At 68.8% G+C, this 19,263-nt stretch carries 11 protein-coding genes; 7 read left to right on the top strand and 4 right to left on the bottom strand.

The features are described 5' to 3' along the window. Window positions 1–107: 107 nt before the first annotated feature. The 3 genes from AWB92_RS20715 to AWB92_RS20705 all read left to right on the top strand — a co-directional run bounded on the left by AWB92_RS20715 (window position 108) and on the right by AWB92_RS20705 (window position 7,300). Window positions 108–3,383: an arabinosyltransferase domain-containing protein gene (locus AWB92_RS20715; RefSeq protein WP_085188971.1), complete on the top strand. Its 3,276-nt coding sequence runs from the start codon at window positions 108–110 to the stop codon at window positions 3,381–3,383. Further along, window positions 3,380–6,628, top strand: coding sequence for an arabinosyltransferase domain-containing protein (locus AWB92_RS20710; RefSeq protein ID WP_085188969.1), 3,249 nt, complete (start codon window positions 3,380–3,382; stop codon window positions 6,626–6,628). The genes AWB92_RS20715 and AWB92_RS20710 overlap by 4 nt, the downstream gene beginning before the upstream one ends. 165 nt (window positions 6,629–6,793) lie before the next feature. Then, entirely contained in the window at window positions 6,794–7,300 is a 507-nt protein-coding gene (locus AWB92_RS20705; RefSeq protein ID WP_085188967.1) for a hypothetical protein, read from the top strand. Here the strand turns inward: AWB92_RS20705 and AWB92_RS20700 are convergent. Beyond that, window positions 7,270–7,509: a DUF1918 domain-containing protein gene (locus AWB92_RS20700; RefSeq protein WP_085189063.1), complete on the bottom strand. Its 240-nt coding sequence runs from the start codon at window positions 7,507–7,509 to the stop codon at window positions 7,270–7,272. The genes AWB92_RS20705 and AWB92_RS20700 overlap by 31 nt on opposite strands. A 164-nt stretch (window positions 7,510–7,673) precedes the next feature. Between AWB92_RS20700 and AWB92_RS30195 the strand changes: the two genes are divergently transcribed. The 3 genes from AWB92_RS30195 to AWB92_RS20685 are packed head-to-tail and all read left to right on the top strand — an operon-like array spanning window position 7,674 to window position 10,351. After that, the gene (locus AWB92_RS30195; RefSeq protein WP_085188965.1) at window positions 7,674–8,135 is read left to right on the top strand and encodes a hypothetical protein; all 462 of its coding nucleotides are present in this window, start codon (window positions 7,674–7,676) and stop codon (window positions 8,133–8,135) included. 44 nt (window positions 8,136–8,179) lie between these two features. After that, window positions 8,180–8,548 (top strand): FHA domain-containing protein, encoded by a 369-nt coding sequence (locus AWB92_RS30190; protein ID WP_277622314.1) that lies wholly within the window; start codon window positions 8,180–8,182, stop codon window positions 8,546–8,548. Window positions 8,549–8,560: 12 nt separating this feature from the next. After that, window positions 8,561–10,351 carry an acyl-CoA dehydrogenase family protein gene (locus AWB92_RS20685; RefSeq protein ID WP_085188963.1) on the top strand — a complete coding sequence of 597 codons (1,791 nt, stop codon included), beginning with the start codon at window positions 8,561–8,563 and terminating at the stop codon, window positions 10,349–10,351. Between the two features lie 66 nt (window positions 10,352–10,417). Here AWB92_RS20685 and AWB92_RS20680 read toward each other — a convergent pair whose 3' ends face one another. Further along, window positions 10,418–11,365 (bottom strand): SDR family NAD(P)-dependent oxidoreductase, encoded by a 948-nt coding sequence (locus AWB92_RS20680; protein ID WP_085188961.1) that lies wholly within the window; start codon window positions 11,363–11,365, stop codon window positions 10,418–10,420. 62 nt (window positions 11,366–11,427) lie between these two features. On the opposite strand from AWB92_RS20680, the gene AWB92_RS20675 reads away from it, so the two are divergent. After that, window positions 11,428–12,324 (top strand): helix-turn-helix transcriptional regulator, encoded by an 897-nt coding sequence (locus AWB92_RS20675; protein ID WP_241523534.1) that lies wholly within the window; start codon window positions 11,428–11,430, stop codon window positions 12,322–12,324. A gap of 26 nt (window positions 12,325–12,350) precedes the next feature. On the opposite strand, the gene AWB92_RS20670 is transcribed toward AWB92_RS20675, so the two are convergent. Continuing rightward, the gene (locus tag AWB92_RS20670; protein ID WP_241523533.1) at window positions 12,351–13,979 is read right to left on the bottom strand and encodes an acyl-CoA carboxylase subunit beta; all 1,629 of its coding nucleotides are present in this window, start codon (window positions 13,977–13,979) and stop codon (window positions 12,351–12,353) included. Next, window positions 13,939–19,260: a polyketide synthase Pks13 gene (gene pks13, locus AWB92_RS20665; RefSeq protein WP_085188957.1), complete on the bottom strand. Its 5,322-nt coding sequence runs from the start codon at window positions 19,258–19,260 to the stop codon at window positions 13,939–13,941. The genes AWB92_RS20670 and pks13 overlap by 41 nt, the downstream gene beginning before the upstream one ends. Between the last annotated feature and the right edge of the window lie 3 nt (window positions 19,261–19,263).

Below are 19,263 nucleotides of genomic sequence, written 5' to 3'. Positions count from 1 at the left end.
CTTGAAACGAGAGTCTATTTCGCAGCCCGGGCGCGGCAAATTAGCGCGCCGTCAAGGCGGCCCTGCGTCCGAATCGCACTAAGCGGCGTCCCTTACGATCGAGCCTCGTGCCCCCCGACCGGAATGAGCGATCGCTGCGCGTCCCGCGGCTGATCGCCGTGGTCGCGGGTCTCGCGGGTCTGCTGCTGTGCCTCGTCGTCCCGTTGCTTCCGGTGAGGCAGACGACGGCGACGGTGCTGTGGCCTCAGGGCGTTGCCGACGGGCACGTCACGCAGATCACCGCCCCGCTGGTGTCGGGGGCGCCGCGGGCGCTGGACATCTCGATCCCGTGTGCGGCGATCGCCACGCTGCCGCCCAGCGGCGGACTGGTCGTGTCGACGCTGCCGGTCGGTGGCGTGGACACCGGCAAGAACGGGCTTTTCGTGCGTGCCGGCAAGGACATCGTCGTCGTCGCGTTCCGCGACACCGTGGCCGCGGTGGCCAAGCGCGCGGCCGTCGCCGCCGGCGCCTGCAGCGTCCTGCACATGTGGGCCGACGCGGGCGCGGTCGGAGCCGACTTCATCGGGATCCCCGGCGCGACGGGGACGCTGCCCTCGGAGAAGAAGCCTCAGGTCGGCGGCATCTTCACCGACCTGAAGGTGCAGCCGCAGCCGGGACTGTCGGCCCGCGTCGACGTCGACACCCGGTTCATCACCGCGCCCACGACGCTCAAGACCCTGGTGATGGCCGTGGGGACCCTGGCGGTCCTGACCGCCATCGCCGCGATGGCGGTGCTGGATCGGCGCGGCCGGCAATCCCGGTATCGCCCGCGGTTCCATTGGGCCCGCGTCGGGGCCGCGACCTGGCTCGCCGACGTCGGCGTGATCGGAACGCTGCTGGTCTGGCACGTCATCGGCGCGACGTCGTCGGACGACGGCTACAACCTGACCATCGCGCGGGTCGCCCCGCAGGCCGGGTACGTCGTCGACTACTACCGGTACTTCGGGACGACGGACGCGCCGTTCGACTGGTATCTCGCGGTGCTGGCCAAGCTGGCCGCGGTCAGCACGGCCGGTGTGTGGATGCGGCTCCCGGCCACCCTCGCCGGAATCGCCTGCTGGCTGATCATCGGACACTGGGTGCTGCGGCGGCTGGGGCCAGGCCGCGGCGGCCTGGCGGGCAACCGGGTGGCGGTATTGACCGCCGGTGCGGTCTTCCTGGCCGCCTGGCTGCCGTTCAACAACGGCCTGCGACCGGAGCCGATCATCGCGCTGGGCGTGATCGTGACTTGGGTGCTGGTGGAACGCGCCATCGCGCTGGGCCGGCTGGCTCCGGCGGCGGTCGCGATCATCGTCGCGATGCTGACCGCGACGCTGGCTCCGCAGGGCCTGATCGCCGTCGCCGCGCTGCTGACCGGGGCCCGGGCCATCGCCCAGACCATCCGGCGCCGCCGGGCGACCGACGGGCTGCTGGCCCCGCTGATGGTGTTGGCGGCGTCGCTGTCGCTGATCACCGTCGTGGTGTTCCGCAGCCAGACGCTGGCCACGGTCGCCGAGTCGGCCCGCATCAAGTACAAGGTCGGCCCGACGATCGCCTGGTACCAAGACTGGCTGCGCTACTACTTCCTCACGGTGGAGTCCAACCCCGACGGGTCGATGGCGCGGCGCTTCGCCGTGCTGGTGCTGCTGCTTTGCCTGTTCGTCATGCTGGTGGTGCTGCTGCGCCGCGGGCGGGTCCAGGGTGTGGCCAGCGGACCGGCATGGCGGTTGATCGGCACCACCGCGGTCGGCCTGCTGCTGCTGACGTTCACCCCGACGAAGTGGGCCGTGCAGTTCGGCGCGTTCGCCGGGCTGGCCGCCCCGCTCGGTGCGCTCACCGCGTTCGCGTTCGCCCGCATCGGGCTGCACAACCGCCGCAACCTGACGCTGTACGTGACGGCGCTGCTGTTCGTGCTGGCGGTCGCGACATCCGGGGTCAACGGCTGGTTCTACGTCGGCAACTACGGGGTGCCGTGGTGGGACATCCAGCCCGTCATCGCCAGCCACCCGGTGACGTCGATGTTCCTGACGCTGTCGATCCTGACCGGGCTGCTGGGCGCCTGGCAGCACTTCCGGATGGACTACGCCGGGCACACCGAGGTCAAGGACAGCCGGCGCAACCGCGTGCTGGCCTCCACGCCGCTGCTGGTGGTGGCCACAATCATGGTGCTGGGCGAGGTCGGCTCGCTGGCCAAGGGGGCAGTGGTCCGCTACCCGCTCTACACCACCGGCAAGGCCAACCTCGCCGCGATCACCTCGGGCCTGTCGAAAACCAGCTGCGCCATGGCCGACGACGTGTTGACCGAGCCCGATCCCAATGCCGGTTTGCTGCAACCGGTTCCGGGGCAGACGTTCGGGCCCGACGGACCGCTCGGCGGCCTGAACCCGGTCGGCTTCAAACCCGAGGGGGTGGGCGAGGACCTGAGGTCGAACCCCGTGGTCACCAAGCCGGGGGTGGTGAATTCCGACGCCTCGCCGAATAAGCCCAACGCCGCCATGAGTGACTCCGCCGGCACCGCCGGCGGGAAGGGCCCGGCCGGAATCAACGGGTCACACGCGGCGCTGCCGTTCGGCCTGGATCCGGCCCGCACCCCGGTGATGGGCAGCTACGGCGAGAACTCGCTGGCCGCCACCGCCACGTCGTCCTGGTACCAACTGCCGCCGCGAACGGGCGACCGGCCGCTGGTGGTGGTCTCGGCCGCCGGCGCCATCTGGTCCTACAAGGAGGACGGCACCTTCACCTACGGGCAGTCGCTCAAACTGCAATGGGGGGTTAGTCGCCCCGACGGCAGCACCCAGCCGCTCGGTGAGGTGCAGCCGATCGACATCGGTCCGGAGCCGGCGTGGCGCAACCTGAGGTTCCCGCTGGCCTGGGCGCCGCCGGAGGCTAACGTGGCACGCATCGTCGCCTACGACCCCAATCTGAGTTCCGAGCAGTGGTTCTCGTTCACGCCCCCGCGCGTGCCGGTGCTGCAGACGCTGCAGCAGCTGATCGGGTCGCAGGCCCCGCTCCTGATGGACATCGCGACCGCCGCCAACTTCCCCTGCCAGCGGCCGTTCTCCGAACACCTTGGCGTGGCCGAACTTCCGCAGTACCGCATCCTGCCCGATCACAAACAGACGGCGTCGTCGTCCAACGGCTGGGAGGCCAGCGAGACGGGCGGTCCGTTCTTGATCACCCAGGCGATGCTGCGCACCTCGACGATCTCGACCTACCTGCGCGGCGACTGGTATCGCGACTGGGGATCGGTCGAGCAGTATCACGCGCTGGTGCCGGCCGATCAGGCGCCGGTAGCCGTCGTTGACCAGGGCGTGACCACCGTTGGCGGCTGGAGCCGCCCGGGACCCGTCAGGGCGCTGCCATGAGCGTGACCGACCACGAACGCCCGGTGGCCACCCCGGCGTCGGACGCCGTTCGGGACGTGCGGGTGACGCGCTGGGTCGCGACGATCGCGGGCCTGATCGGTTTCGTGCTCTCGGTCGCCACGCCGCTGCTGCCCGTCGTGCAGACCACCGCGATGCTGAACTGGCCGCAAAACGGCCAGTTGAACAACGTTACGGCGCCGCTGATTTCGCTGACGCCGGTCGACGTGTCGGTGACCGTGCCGTGCTCGGTGGTGCGTAGCTTGCCGCCCGAGGGTGGGGTGGTGCTGAGCACCGCGCCCAAGAAGGGTAAGGATGCCGCGCTCAACGCGCTGTTCGTGGTCGTCAGCAGCCAGCGCGTCGACGTGACCGACCGCAATGTGGTCATTGCCAGCGTGCCCCGTGATCAGGCTGCGTCGCCGCAGTGCCAGCGCATTGAGATCACGTCGACGCTCGCCGGCACGTTCGCCACCTTCGTCGGGTTGACCGATCCGGCGGGCAAGCCGGTGCGCGGTGGGTTCCCCGATCCCAACCTGCGCCCGCAGATCGTGGGCGTGTTCACGGACCTGACCGGTCCGGCGCCGCCGGGCCTGCGGTTCTCGGCGACCATCGACACCCGGTTCTCCACCACGCCAACGACTTTGAAGCTGACCGCGATGGTGCTGGCGATCGTGTCCACGATCGTGGCGCTGATCGCGCTGTGGCGCCTCGACCAGCTCGACGGCCGGCGCATGCATCGGTTGATCCCGACGCGCTGGCGCAAGTTCACCCTCGTCGACGCCACGGTGATCTTCGTCTTCCTGCTGTGGCATCTGATCGGCGCCAATTCCTCCGACGACGGCTACATCCTCGGCATGGCCCGGGTCGCCGACCACGCCGGCTACATGTCCAACTACTTCCGCTGGTTCGGCAGCCCGGAGGACCCGTTCGGCTGGTACTACAACCTGCTGGCGCTGATGACCCACGTAAGCGACGGCAGCCTGTGGATGCGGCTGCCCGACCTGGTCGCGGGATTGGTGTGCTGGCTGCTGCTGTCGCGTGAGGTGCTGCCGCGGCTGGGGCCGGCGGTGACGTCGAGCACCGCCGCCAACTGGGCGGCCGGCATGGTCCTGCTGACCGGGTGGATGCCGTTCAACAACGGGCTGCGTCCCGAGCCGATCATCGCGCTGGGTTCGCTGATCACCTACGTGCTGATCGAGCGCTCGATGTGCGCCTCGCGGCTGACGCCGGCGGCGTTGGCGGTCATCACCGCGGCCTTCACGCTCGGCGTGCAGCCCACCGGCCTGATCGCGGTGGCCGCCCTGGTCGCCGGCGGCCGGCCGATCCTGCGGATTCTGGTGCGCAGGCACCGCCTGGTCGGCACCTGGCCGCTGGTGGCCCCGATGCTGGCGGCCGGCACAGTCATCCTCACCGTGGTGTTCGCCGACCAGACGCTGTCAACGGTGTTGGAGGCCACCAGGATTCGCACGGCGATCGGGCCCAGCCAGGCCTGGTACACCGAGAACCTGCGCTACTACTACCTCATCCTGCCGACCGTCGACGGCTCGCTGTCGCGCCGGTTCGGCTTCCTGATCAGCGCGCTGTGCCTGTTCACCGCCGTGTTCATCATGTTGCGGCGCAAGCGAATCCCGGGGGTGGCCCGCGGCCCGGCGTGGCGGCTGATGGGCGTCATCTTCGCCACCATGTTCTTCCTGATGTTCACGCCCACCAAGTGGGTGCACCACTTCGGGCTGTTCGCCGCGGTGGGCGCCGCGGTGGCTGCGCTGACGACGGTGCTGGTTTCGCCGAAGGTGCTGCGCTGGTCGCGCAACCGGATGGCGTTCACTGCCGCCGTGCTGTTCCTGCTGGCGCTGTGCTTCGCCACCACCAACGGCTGGTGGTACGTCTCCAGTTACGGCGTCCCGTTCAACAACGTCATGCCGAGGTTCGCCGGAATCAGCGTCAGCACGGTCTTTTTCGTCCTGTTCGCAATCACGGCGATCTGGGCTTTCTGGCTGCATTTTGCGTCGCGCGAACACGGCGAGGGTCGTCTGGCGCGGGCGGTGACGGCCGCGCCGGTGCCGATCGCGGCCGGGTTCATGGTGGTGGTGTTCATCGCCTCGATGGTTGCCGGGATCGTGCGTCAGTACCCCACCTACTCCAACGGCTGGGACAACTTGCGTGAATTCGCCGGCGGCTGCGCGCTGGCCGACGACGTGCTCGTCGAGCCGGACAGCAACGCCGGCTTCATGGCGCCGCTTCCGGGCGATTACGGTCCGCTCGGCCCGCTCGGCGGCGTCAACCCAACGGGGTTCACCCCCAACGGCGTGCCCGATCACACCGTGGCCGAGGCGGTTCAGGAGACGGCGGTGCCGCAGCCCGGCACCGATTACGACTGGTATGCCTACGACTGGCGCGCGCCGACCAAGCTGAAGGCGCCGGGAATCAACGGGTCCCTGGTTCCCCTGCCGTACGGCCTCAACCCCGACCAGGTTCCGCTGGCCGGCAGTTACACCACCGGCGCCCAGCAGCAGAGCAGGCTGACCTCGGCGTGGTATCAGCTGCCCAAGCCCGACGACGGGCATCCCCTGCTGGTGGTGACCGCCGCCGGGACCATCGCCGGCAACAGCGTGTTGCACGGGCACACCAGCGGGCAGACCGTGGTGCTCGAATACGGCCGGCCCGGGCCCGGCGGTGAGATCGTGCCGTCCGGGCGGCTGGTGCCCTACGACCTGAACGGCGAGCAGCCTAAGGCGTGGCGCAACCTGCGCTTCGCCCGGGACAAGATGGCCGCCGACGCGGTCGCGGTGCGTGTGGTCGCCGAGGACCTCTCGCTGACGCCGGACGACTGGATCGCGGTCACCCCGCCGCGGGTGCCGGAACTGCGGTCCCTGCAGGAGTATGTCGGCTCGTCGCAGCCGGTGCTGATGGACTGGGCGGTGGGCCTGGCGTTCCCGTGCCAGCATCCGATGCTGCACGCTTACGGAGTCACTGAGATCCCGAAGTTCCGCATCACGCCGGACTACAACGCCAAGAAGCAGGACACCGACACCTGGGAGGACGGGGTGAACGGCGGCCTGCTGGGCATCACGGACCTGCTGCTGCGGGCCCACGTGATGTCCACCTACCTGTCCCGGGACTGGGGCCGCGACTGGGGCTCGCTGCGCAAGTTCGACACCATCGCCGACGCGCATCCCGCGCAACTGGACCTGGGCACCGCGACCCGCAGCGGGTTGTGGTCGCCGGGACCGATCCGAATCAAGCCGTAATTAAACGGTTTTACGCTCGCCCGCCATTAATTCGCCATTAGTCAAATAGCCCGCGCAGAATTTACGTTGGAGTAATTCCGCAGCAAATGTTTAATTTCGCGCGCCGCTGGTCAATAACCACTTCCCCTGTGAGGTAACTAACACAACCGTTAAAAAGGTGACCCGATGCACACGCTGACACGCTTAGGGACTTGTGCCGCGGCTATGACCGTGGCGATCTTCCCGGCGGCGACATTCGAAATCGCCGCCGCGACTGCCGAAAGCGGCACCCGGGTCGCGCTGGACAGCTCCGAGCGGCGTTGCGATTTCAGCCTGGTGACCACGGCGCCGACGGTGCCGCGGGCGATACTTGGTGACGGTTCGGCCGTCATAAGCACCTCGGGGTCGAGGGCCGTCGCTCAGGTGCACGTGACAATTCCCAACGAGCCGGGCACCCATTTCGACGTCGGCCTGATTGGGGAGCCCCGCCCGTCGTCGGCGACCTGTGGTCCCGGCGACCCGGGCACCGCCTTTAGCGGAATGGACACCGATGCGGCCGGCAACGCGACCGTGACGGTTGCGGACAGCATTCGGCCGGGCACGGCGGGCGTGTGGGTGATTGTCGAGCGGGCAAACCCGAACTCCCAAAACCCGGCCGAGTTCTATACGTCCGAATTCCTCGTGCCGGTATAAGCCTTTTCGGCCGGGCTCAGGTCGGCCGCGCCGACGACCAGCGCGTCGGAGCCGGGGAACACGGTGGCCACGTGGCCATTGGCCTTCCAACGCACCACGTACGGCGGCGCGCCGTCGGGCCCGCGCACCTCCGTGATCTCGCCCCACTGATCTGCCAACTCAGTCGTCGTGCCCTTCATCACGAGCCAATCACCTACGTGGGCTTTCATCATCGACTCCCCTCGATCGTCAGCTTCTGAGCCGATCATGCGCCGCGCCCGGCTTTCGGGGAAGGGGCAGCGGGGACGAACGCCCCGGACGGACGGGACTTCGGTCCCTATCTCGGCGTTCGGCCGGATGGTCCGATACAGGAGTCTGGAACGGAGGCACGATCATGGATGCTTCAACGCAGGCTCGGACGCGGCTGTTCGCCCGCGCGTTGGGTCCGTTCCTGGTCATCGTCGACGCCACGGCCGTCGCCCGGGCCTCCGACATGCAGACCCTGCTGTCGCAGTTCGAGGCGAATTCGCTGTGGACGTGGGTGACCGGCGCGTTCATCCTGCTGTTCGGTCTCTTCGTCGTCGCCGCGCATCCCTACTGGCACGGCGCCGCGGCGATCACCGTCTCCCTGCTGGGATGGCTGATCACCCTGCGCGGGCTGCTCCTGTTCGCCTTTCCCCAGGCTTTCGTGGCGGCGGCCAACCGGATGATCGGCGAGCAAGGCTGGTGGGTGGCGGCCTGCGTGGCCTTAGCACTGGTCGGACTGTATCTGACCTACGCCGGCTGGACCCCGGTCGCCGACAAGTCAAAGCTCCAGGGGGCCACGACGAACCCCGATCTTCGGCGCGCCGCGTGACCGAGCCCGCGCCCGACGAAACGACGGGGCACCTCGCCTCGCCGCTGCGCACCGACGATTTTGACGCGGTCGCCGAGGCGGTGGTGGAGGACATGCAAACGCTGCAGAGCGGCGTCGGCATGCTCATCGTGAAGCGGGGTCCCAACGCCGGCTCGCAGTACCAGCTGGATCGGCCGGTGATGTCCGCCGGCCGGCATCCCGCCAGCGACATCTTCCTCGACGACATCACCGTCAGCCGCCGGCACGCCGAATTCCGAAGGGAGCACGGCAAATTCCACGTCGTCGACCTGGGCAGCCTGAACAAGACCTACCTCAACCGCAAGCCCGTCGACACGGCGGTGCTGACCAACGGTGACGAGATCCGGATCGGCAATTTCCGCCTGATTTTCGTGGCGGGACCGGCGCCGGGGTAATACCGTCGCGGCATGAGCGAATACGACCCGCAGTACGGGTCAGAGGGCGTGGACCGGCTGCCATTCTCCACCGTGGAAAAGTCGCGGCGCTACCGGACCGAAAACTACCGAGGTGCGGTGGGCCTGAACTGGTATCGCACCGATCCGACCCTGCAGTTCACGATGGCCTACTACCTACAACCCGACGAATTGGCCGTGGTGGAGCCCCATTTGGCGGGCATGGGCGAGCTGATGGGCGGCCCGGTGGCGCGGTGGGCCGAGGAGACCGACCGCAACCCTCCGCGGCTGGAGCGCTACGACCGGTGGGGACACGACGTCAGCCAGGTGGTCATGCCGGCGTCTTTCACGCAGTCCAAGCGCGCGGTGCTGGACGCCCAGCAGGCCCTGCGCAGCGACGCGCGGGCCGCCAAGGTCAGCTCGGGGCTCGCTCTCTTCGCGTCCAACTACCTGCTCAACCAGGCCGACATCGGGATGGGGTGCGCCCTCGGCACCGGCGGCGGCATGGTCCAGTCGCTGGTGGCCGCCTACGCGCCGGCCGACGTGCGCGAGCACGTGCTGGCCAAGTTCGCCTCCGGCGAGTGGGCGGGCGAGACGGCGCAGTTGCTGACCGAACGCACCGGCGGCTCCGATCTGGGTGCGCTGGAGACGACGGCGACGCGCGCCGGTGACGCCTGGATCCTCAACGGGTTCAAGTGGTTCGCGTCCAATTGCGCGGGCGAGGCGTTCGTCGTGCTGGCCAAACCGGAAGGCGCCCCGGACAGTTCGCGCGGTGTCGCGAATTTTCTCGTGCTGCGCAACCGCCGCGACGGTTCGCGCAACGGGGTGCGGGTGCGGCGACTCAAGGACAAGCTCGGCACCCGGTCGGTGGCCTCGGGCGAGGTCGAGTTCGTCGACGCGGAGGCGTTCCTGCTGTCCGACGAACCCAGCTCGGACGCGGGGCCATCCGACGGCAAGGGGCTGGGCCGCATGATGGAGCTGACCAACGCCGCGCGCCTCGGCATCGCCCTGTTCGGTCTCGCCAATGCCCGTCGCGCCCTGGTGGAATCGCTGTGTTACGCCCGCCAGCGGCACGCGTTCGGCGGGGCGCTCATCGACAAGCCGCTGATGCGGCGCAAGCTCGCCGAGATGATCGTGGACGTCGAGGCGGCGCTCGCGCTCGTCTTCGACGGCACCGGCGCCGCCAACCATCGCCAGCCCCGCGGTATGCGCCAGCGCATCGCGGTGCCCGTCACCAAGCTCAAGGTGTGCCGGCTGGGCATCACCGCGGCGTCCGACGCGATCGAAATCCACGGCGGCAACGGCTATATCGAGACGTGGCCGGTGGCCCGGCTGCTGCGCGACGCGCAGGTGAACACGATCTGGGAGGGCCCCGACAACATTTTGTGCCTCGACGTGCGGCGCGGCATCGAGCAGTCCCGCGCGCACGAGACGCTGCTGGCGCGGCTGCGCGACGCCGTGTCGGTTTCCGACGACGACGAGACGACGCGCCTGGTGGCCGGGCGCATTGAGGATCTGGACGCGGCGATCACGGCGTGGAGCAAGCTCGACCGGGAGGTGGCCGAGGCGCGGCTGTTCCCGCTGGCGCAGTTCATGGGCGACGTCTACGCGGGCGCGTTGCTCACCGAGCAGGCCGCGTGGGAACGGGAGACCCGCGGCGGTGACCGCAAGGCGCTCGTCGCCCGGCAGTACGCCCGGCGCTACCTCGCCGACCGGGGCCCGCTGCGCGGCATCGAGGACGAAACCGATGAGGCGCTGGAGCGTTTCGACGAGTTGGTGGACGGGGCGTTCTCGCGTCCAGTGTGAGTTACCCGACGCCCAATCGGCGTGTTGCGTCGCAAATTTCACGCTCGGCGCTGACCTGCCGACGTTCTACCGGCGTGCCAAGTCGAGCAGGTCGGTCGTCGCCTCCCACAGTCGCGCTTCCCGCTGGGTGTCCTGCGCGAACGGTTTCACCTGGCGCTCTTGATTTTTCACGACGAACGCGCCGGCTCGCAGGTGCGCCCAATGCTCGTCGAGGAGAACCGAGGCCAGCGCCGGACCGGACCGAGTGGGCGACGACACGCCGGGGATCCGCTCGATGACGCGTCCCACCCGTTGCATAGTGCGGCCATGCGCTCGACTAATCCCCGTGCCCGGCATGAATCCCGGCTCGAAGACGCTCACCGATATACCCGGGTTGGTGGCGTCGACGCGGCGCTGCAGTTCGTGGGCGTAGTACAACAGCGCGAGCTTGGAATTCGAGTAGGCAATCCCGCACTGCTCGAAGGTCGACGGCACGTCGGGCGCGAGGGGGCGGGCCAGCTCGAGCGGATCGCGCCATTGCGCCGGAAGAACGCGCAGCATCCGCCGAAACACGTTCTGGTGGTAGGTGTTTGACCCGAGTAACACGATGCGCGCGGGGACGGCGAACGAGTCGAGGAGGTCGCCGATGAGCTGGGCGTGCGCGAGGTAGTTGACGGCGAAGGTCAGTTCGTATCCGTCCGCGGACGCGTGGTGGGTATCAGCGACCATCAGCCCGGCGTTGGCTACCAATCCGCGCAGCGGGCGCATTGCACCGGCTGACAGCAGGTCCTTCACCGCGCGCCCCGCGTCACGCACGTCGGACAGCCTGGCGAGGTCGCAGCCGATCTCATACACGGTCGAACCCCTCGCCCGCGCCGCGTCGGCCACCTCGGTCAGTGCGCGACCGGGCCTGCCGACCAGCAGCAGATCGGGGCGTTCGGACGGGGGCCGACCCGCGATCGCCAACGTCGCCGCCTTGCCCAGTCCTCCTGTCGGGCCGCTGATGAGCACCGTGCCGGATGCGTTCGAGTTCATGGTTTTCAGTCTCGGCCGGTTAGGCAGCGGGATGCAGTCGTCCGGTTTTCGTAGGACTGCCAGTGCCAGGAAAAGTCCTTTCCCGGGCCGGCCTCGTCGCGCAGAGTAAGGAGATGGCCTCCTGGGAGTTCGGGCGGACGGTGCGTAACTGGCGCGACCGCGTCACACCGTCGGCCGTCGGCGTCCCCGTCGGCGGCCGACGACGCGCGGCGGGGCTGCGCCGAGAAGAGCTCGCGGCGCTGGCCGGTATCTCGGTGGACTACCTGACCAGGCTCGAACAAGGCCGGGCCATCTCCCCGTCGACCCAAGTGGTGGAGTCACTCGCCCGGGCCTTGCGGGTGTCCGACGCCGAGCGCGACCTCCTGTTCCGATTGGCCGGGCATGCCGCTCCCGGACGCGACCTGGTGTCGTCCCGTGTCCCGCCGAGCCTGCAACGCATCCTCGATCGCCTGGCCCATACCCCCGTCGCCGTTTACGACGCCACCTGGACCCTGCTCATCGCCAACGCGCCGTACGACGCCCTGATGGGCCCGACGACGACTTGGCGGGGAAACGAACGAAACAGCTTGTGGCGCAACCTCACCGATCTCGGCACTCGCGTCGTTCACAGCAAGGAGCAGAAGGCCCAATTGGAGGCGGGTTTGGTTGCCGACCTGCGGTTGACCGCGGCCCGGTATCCCACCGATCAGCGGTTGAAGCAGCTCATTCGCGACCTCGGCGCGCACAGCCCGCGCTTCGTCGAACTCTGGGAATCCGGCGCGGCGGCACCGCAGCAAGACTTGGGCCGGCGCAAAATCATCGAGCACCCCGACGTCGGGCGCATCACACTGGACTGTGACACGCTAATCGTCGCGGCAGACGACACTCGCATCATGATCTACACCGCTGAACCCGGCACCGAAGACGCCGAGCGTCTCGCCCTGGCGATCGTCCTCGGCACGCAGTCGCTGATCGACTAGCTCGCGCTAGCGACTGGCGAGCAGACCTAGACCGGGATCAGGCCGTGCTTGCGGGCGACGCGGAACCACAACTGCTTGTCGCGCAGCAGGTGCATCGACTTGCGGAGCAGCAGCCGGGTGTCGTGCGGGTCGATGACCGCGTCGATGAAGCCCCGCTCGGCGGCGGTCCACGGGATCGCCATGTTGAGGTTGTAGCCCTCGATGAAGTCCTTCTTGATCTGCTGCGCCTCGGGCGTGGTCGGGTCGGGGAACCGCTTCATCAGCAGCTGCGCGGCGCCCTCGGCGCCGATCACGGCGATGCGGGCGGTCGGCCAGGCGAAGTTGAAGTCCGCGGTCAGCTGCCGGGAGCCCATCACGGCGTACGCGCCACCATAGGACTTGCGGATCGTGATCGTCACCTTCGGCACGTCGGCCTCGACGACCGAGTACAGGAACCGGCCGCCGCGCTTGATGATGCCCCGCTTCTCCTCCTCCGCGCCCGGCAGGAAGCCCGGCGTGTCCACGACGAAGACCAGCGGGATGTTGAACGCGTCGCAGAACCGGATGAACCGGGCCGCCTTGTCGGAGGCCTCGTTGTCGATGGACCCGGACAGGTGCATCGGCTGGTTGGCGACCACGCCGACCGGGCGCCCGTCGACCCGGGCGTACCCGGTGATGATGGCCGGCCCGTGCTGGGCGGCGACCTCGAGGAAGTCGCCGTCGTCGAAGATCCGCAGCAGGATCTCGTGCATGTCGTAGGCCATGTTGTCGGAGTCCGGCACGATCGAGTCGAGCTCCAGATCCGTCGGCGTGATCTCCGGCTCCAGGCCGGGGTTGACGATCGGCGGCTTGTCGAAGCAGTTGGACGGCAGGAACGACAGGAAATCGCGCACGTACTGGAACGCCTCGGCCTCGGAGTCGACGACCTGGTGGATGTTGCCGTAGCGGGCCTGCGCGTCGGAGCCGCCGAGCTCGTCGAGGGTGACGTCCTCGCCGGTGACCTCCCGGATCACGTCGGGTCCCGTCACGAAGAAGTAGCCCTGGTCACGCACCGAGACGAGCAGGTCGTCCTGGATCGGCGAATACACCGCTCCCCCAGCGCATTTGCCGAAGATGAGGGAGATCTGCGGCACCAACCCGCTCAAAGCCTCGTGGCGCCGGCCCAGCTCGGCGTACCACGCCAACGAGGTCACCGCGTCCTGGATGCGGGCGCCGCCGGAGTCCTGGATGCCGATGATCGGGCACCCGACCATCGCGCACCATTCCATCAGCCGGGCCACCTTGCGGCCGAACATCTCGCCGACGGTGCCCTGGAACACGGTCTGGTCGTGGGAGAACACCCCGACCGGGCGGCCGTCGATCATGCCGTGGCCGGTGACGCACCCGTCCCCGTAGAGCGCGTTCGGGTCGTTCGGTGTCTTGGCCAGCGCCCCGACTTCGAAGAAGGTGCCGGGATCGACCAGCGCGTGCACCCGCGCGCGGGCACTCGGGATGCCCTTCTTGTCGCGCTTGGCGGCCGCCTTCTCGCCGCCGGGCTCCTTGGCGAGTTCGAGGCGAGCGTGCAGCTCGGCCAACTTCTCCGCAGTGGTGTGCTGAACGGGCGCTGGAGCTGGCACGGTCTCCGTCACTACTTGCCTACCTAACCTGTTCGGACTTGTCCTGCTGCCGTTCGGCATCGATCTTGTTCAGCGCCTGGGTCATGTGCGCGCCGACCTTGGCGATGATCGGCTCGTCGATGGCCTGGATGTGCTCGCCACCGATCGGCACTATCTCGAGGTCGGACACGTACTCGCCCCAGCCGCCGTCCGGCTTGCGGGTGGCGTAGCGCGGCTCGAACATGATCGCGTCGTCATGGTAGCGATCGGCCATGTAGAGCGTGACGTGCCCGTCGTACGGCTGAATCTGGGCTGTGTCGATGGCCCGGTTGTCCAGGTACGACGTGCGCTGGTGCTCGATGATCCCGGCCGGGATCTGCACCCCGCTCTGACTGACCGCCTCCAACACGAACTTGATCTGGCCCTCGTCGTCGAGCTGCTCGAGATGCTCGTAGGGGATCTCCGGAATGGTGACGTTGAACGTCTTCTCGGCGAACCGGGCGTAGCGATCCCAGCGCTTGCGGATCTCCTCCTTGGTCTGCGGAACCTCCTCGCCCGCGCGCACCGCGTCGATCAGGCCGACCCACTCGACGTCCTTGCCAAGTCGCTTCAGCCCGATCGCGCACGCGTAGGCCAGTACGCCGCCCAGAGACCAGCCGGCCAGGATGTAGGGCCCGTCGCCCTGCATCTCGATCAGCTTCGGAACGTATTGCGCCGCACGCTCTTCGATCGTGCCCTCGACCCGCTCGAGACCATACATCGGCGTGTCCGCCGGCAACCGGTTGAGCAGCGGCTCGTAGACCACCGTCGAACCGCCGGCCGGGTGGAACACGAACACCGGCGTCCGCGTGCTGCCCTCCGGGCGCGCCCGCAGGGTTCGCACGAAACCGTCGACCACCCCGGCCTCCAGGTGCTCGCGCACCTTCTCGGCCAGCGCCTCGATGTTCTCCGACGCCAGCACGTCCTCGGCGGTGATCGGGCCCTCGGCGCGCTCCGAAAGCCGTTGCGCCATCTTGGCGGCGGTGTCGGCGTCCAGCTTGGGCAGCGGGTTGAAGATGCCGCCCGGGGACTTGCCGGTCACGATCGCCCACGTGGCGAACGCGACCCGCTCGGCCGCGTCGCGGGGCGGCACGTCGGAGTTGAGCGCCTGGGCGACCGCCTGCTGGTTGAGCGCCTCGGCCGCCCCGGCCAGGTTCGGCTGGCCGCCGTTGGTCCCGTTGGCCGCGGGTCCGGACGGGTTGGTCGGCGGCGGCGGGATCGGAAGGTCCTGCGCCGGGGGCGCCTGCGTCTGCGGCTCCGCCTGCGGGTCGGGAGCCGGCGCCACGACCGACGCGGGCGTCGCGCCGCTGAGCAATTCGGCCTGCTCCCTGGCGATCTCCTCGGCCGTCTGCGTCTTCTGGTGCTCGGCCAGTTGCTGCACCTCGTCGCGGTGCTCGACGGCGTACTCGATCAGCTTCTCAACCGCGTAGAGGTTGGCGTCGCGCACCGCGGTCAGCTGGATCGGCGGCAGGTCGAAGTCGTATTCGACTCGGTTCTTGATCCGCACCGCCATCAGCGAGTCCAGACCCAGCTCGATCAGCGGCACCTCCCACGGCAGGTCCTCGGGCTCGTAACCCATGGCCGCGCCGACGATGGCGCCGAGCCGCTCGGCGATGGTCTCGCCGGAATCCGGTGACCACTTGGTGAAACCGGCGGGCATGTACCGGTTGGTCAAGCTGTCGGTGAGCGCCTCCTGCTCCGGACCTTCGGATGGAGCCTCCGGTGCGGCCGCCTCGGTGGCCTCGATCGCCGTGCCCGCGCCGACCGCAACCGACAGCACGGACTCGGCGCCGCCCCGGGTCACCAGCGCGTCGTACACGAGCGTGAACGACTCGTCGATGCGGGCGTGCACCTGGACCGACGCCCCGCCGGGGTGCCGGGTCAGGGTGGTCACCAGCCGGGACCCCTCCCCCGGCTTGGCGCGTTCCTCTGCGGCGGTCAACTTGGCGTCCGGAAGGACTTCGGCCGCAGCGGCTTTCACCAACGACGCCAGATCCGTCAGGCCCTTGGGCGCGTACTCCCACACGTGGCGGCCGTCCGGCAGCGCGACGTGGTTGCCCGGCATGATGATCGCGCCGCTGCCCGAGGCGACCTGCACGTCGAGCCAGTGCTCCTTGCGCTTGAACCGGGTCGGCGGGATGTTCGCGTAATCCTGCGGCCCCGAGGCCCGGGTGAACAGCGTGCGCGGGTCCAGGTCGTGGCCGTAGACGTAGAGCTGGGCCAGCGTCGAGATGATCGACTCGACCTCGTCCTGCTTGCGGGCCAGCGTCGGGATCAGCTGGGCATCGTGCAGCCCGGCGTCCGCCGTGGTCAGGCCGACCTGCATCAGCGCAACGGGGTTGGGCGCCAATTCGACGAACGTGGTGTGCCCGCTGTCGACGGCGTTGCGGATTCCGTGGGTGAAGTAGACGGAATGACGCAGCCCCTTCTTCCAGTAGTCCACGTCGTGAATCGGCTCGCTGCCCGGCTTGATGTAGCTGCCCTCGTGCACGGTCGAGTAGATGCCGCACGTCGGGCTCATCGGCTTGATGCCCTGCAGCTCCGCGGCCAGCTCCCCGAGCAGGGGATCCATCTGCTGGGTGTGGCTGGCACCCTTGGTCTGGAACTTGCGGGCGAACTTGCCCTCGGCCTCGGCCCGGGCGATGATCGCGTCCACCTGATCGGGCGGTCCGCCGATGACGGTCTGGGTGGGTGCGGCGTAGACGCACACCTCCAGGTCGGGGTAGTCGGAGAACACCGTCTTGATCTCGTCGGCGGAGTACTCCACCAGCGCCATCAGTCGGATGTACTCACCGAACAGCATCGCCTCGCCCTCGCCCATCAGGTGTGAGCGCGAGCAGATGGCCCGGGTGGCGTCGCGCAGCGACAGGCCGCCGGCGAAGTACGCCGACGCCGCCTCGCCCAGCGACTGGCCGACCACGGCGGCGGGCTTGGCGCCGTGATGCTTTAGCAGCTCGCCCAGCGCGATCTGGATCGCGAAGATGGTCACCTGGGTGGTCTCGATGCCGTAGTCCTGCGAGTCGTCCAGGATCAGCTCGAGCACCGAGTAGCCCAGCTCGTCCTGGACCAGCGCGTCGACCTTCTCGATCCACTTGGCGAAGACCTCGTTGCGCAGGTACAGGCTCTTGCCCATTTTGCGGTGCTGTGCGCCGAAACCGGCCAGCACCCACACCGGTCCGTTGCTCACCGGGCCGTCGACGCTGAACACGTTCGGCCGCTGCTTGCCCTCGGCGATCGCGCGCAGGCCCTTGATGGCCTCCTCGTGGTCGTGCGCCAGCACCACCGCGCGCGAGCGGCCGTGGTTGCGACGCGACAGCGACCGGCCGATCGATTCCAGCGACGACGCCTGGCCCTCGGGGCTTTCCATCCAGTCCGCGAGCTCCGCCGCCGCGGCCTTCTTGCGAGAGGTCAGGAACGCCGACACGACGAGTGGGATAACCGGTGGCGGAAGCTCTTGCGCCGCAAGCTCTTCCAGTGCCGCGGCTTTGAGCTCCAGCGCCTCCTCCGTGACCTCCGGCAGGTCGGGCTCTTCCTCCTCGGCCGCGGAGGTGGCGTCGGGGATGATGTTGCCGAAGTCGTCGAACCGCAGCGAGTGCGCCTCGAACGTGGGCGCTTGAGCGGTTTCCGAGGCCGCCTCGGCGTCCGCCTTGGCCTCGGGTTGCGGCTCCGGCTCCTTCTCGATCACGTCGCGGGGCAAGACCTCGCGCACCACCACGTGCGCGTTGGCCCCACCGAAGCCGAAGCTGGACACCCCGGCCAAGGCGTAGCCGCCGTAGCGCGGCCAATCGGTCGCCTTGTCAATCACTTTCAGGCGCATCGCGTCGAAGTCGATGTAGGGGCTGGGCCCGGCGAAGTTGAGCGACGGCGGCAGCTTGTCGTGCTGCAGCGCCAGCACCACCTTGGCCATGCTGGCCGCGCCGGCGGCCGACTCCATGTGCCCCACATTGGTTTTCACCGCACCCAGCAGCGCCGGGCGGTCGGCCGGGCGGCCCCTGCCGACGACGCGGCCCAGCGCCTCGGCCTCGATCGGGTCACCGAGGACGGTGCCGGTGCCGTGCGCCTCGATGTAGTCGACGTTGCGCGGATCGATGCCGGCGTCCTTGTAGGCCCGGCGCAGCACGTCGGCCTGGGCGTCCTGGTTGGGCGCGATCAGGCCGTTGGATCGGCCGTCGTGGTTGACCGCGCTGCCGGCGATCACGGCCAGGATCTGGTCACCGTCGCGGCGGGCGTCGTCGACCCGCTTGAGCACCAGCATGCCGGCGCCCTCCGAGCGGGTGTAGCCGTCGGCATCCGAGGAGAACGACTTGATCCGGCCGTCGGGGGCCAGCACCGCGCCGATCTCGTCGAAACCGAGCGTCACGGCGGGCGTGATCAACGCGTTGACGCCGCCGGCCACCGCCACGTCGGCCTCGCCGTTGCGCAGCGCCTGCACCGCCTGGTGGATCGCCACCAGCGAGCTCGAGCACGCGGTGTCGACCGCGACGGAAGGCCCACGGAAGTCGTAGAAGTAGGACACCCGGTTCGCGATGATCGACGGTGAGTTACCGGTGATCGCATACGGGTGCGCGGCGGTCGGGTCGGAGATGGCCAAGAAGCCGTAGTCATGGTTGGAAACGCCGACGAAGACGCCGACCGCCTCGCCGCGCAGGCTCGACGCCGGGATGCGCGCGTGCTCGAGCGCCTCCCAGGTCAGCTCCAGCGCCATCCGCTGCTGCGGGTCGATGTTGTCGGCCTCGGTCTTGGCGATCGCGAAGAACTCGGAGTCGAAGCCCTTGATGTCCTTCAGGTAGCCGCCCTTGGTGCGGGCCTTGGCGATCCGCTCGGCCAGCCGCGGCTCGTCGAGAAATTCCTCCCAGCGGCCCTCGGGCAAATCGGTGATGGCGTCGCGGCCCTGGATCAGCGCCTGCCAGGTTTCCTCGGGGCTGTTCATATCGCCGGGCAGCCGGGTCGCCAGGCCCACGACGGCGATGTCGACGCGCTCGGCGGGGCCTTTGCGCGACCAGTCGACGACGTCGTCGTCCGACAGGTCCGGTTCGGGCTCGCCCTCGATGATCCGGGTCGCCAGCGACTCGATGGTCGGATGCTGGAACGCCACCGCGACGGACAGCGTGACACCGGTCATGTCCTCGATGTCGGCGGCCATCGCCACCGCGTCGCGTGACGACAGGCCCAGCTCGACCATCGGCACCGACTCGTCGATCGAATCGGGCGACTGCCCGGTGGCCTTGGCGACGTAGTTGCGCAGCCATTGGCGCATCTCGGGGACGGTCAACTCGGCCTTTTTGGCGGGCAGATTCTCCTGGGATTCGTCTATGTCAGTCATGAT

The sequence above is a fragment of the Mycobacterium sp. IEC1808 genome (assembly GCF_002101935.1).
Lineage (GTDB): Bacteria > Actinomycetota > Actinomycetes > Mycobacteriales > Mycobacteriaceae > Mycobacterium.
Note: the sequence above shows the minus strand (reverse complement) of the source record. Positions and strands in the feature narration are given on the sequence as shown.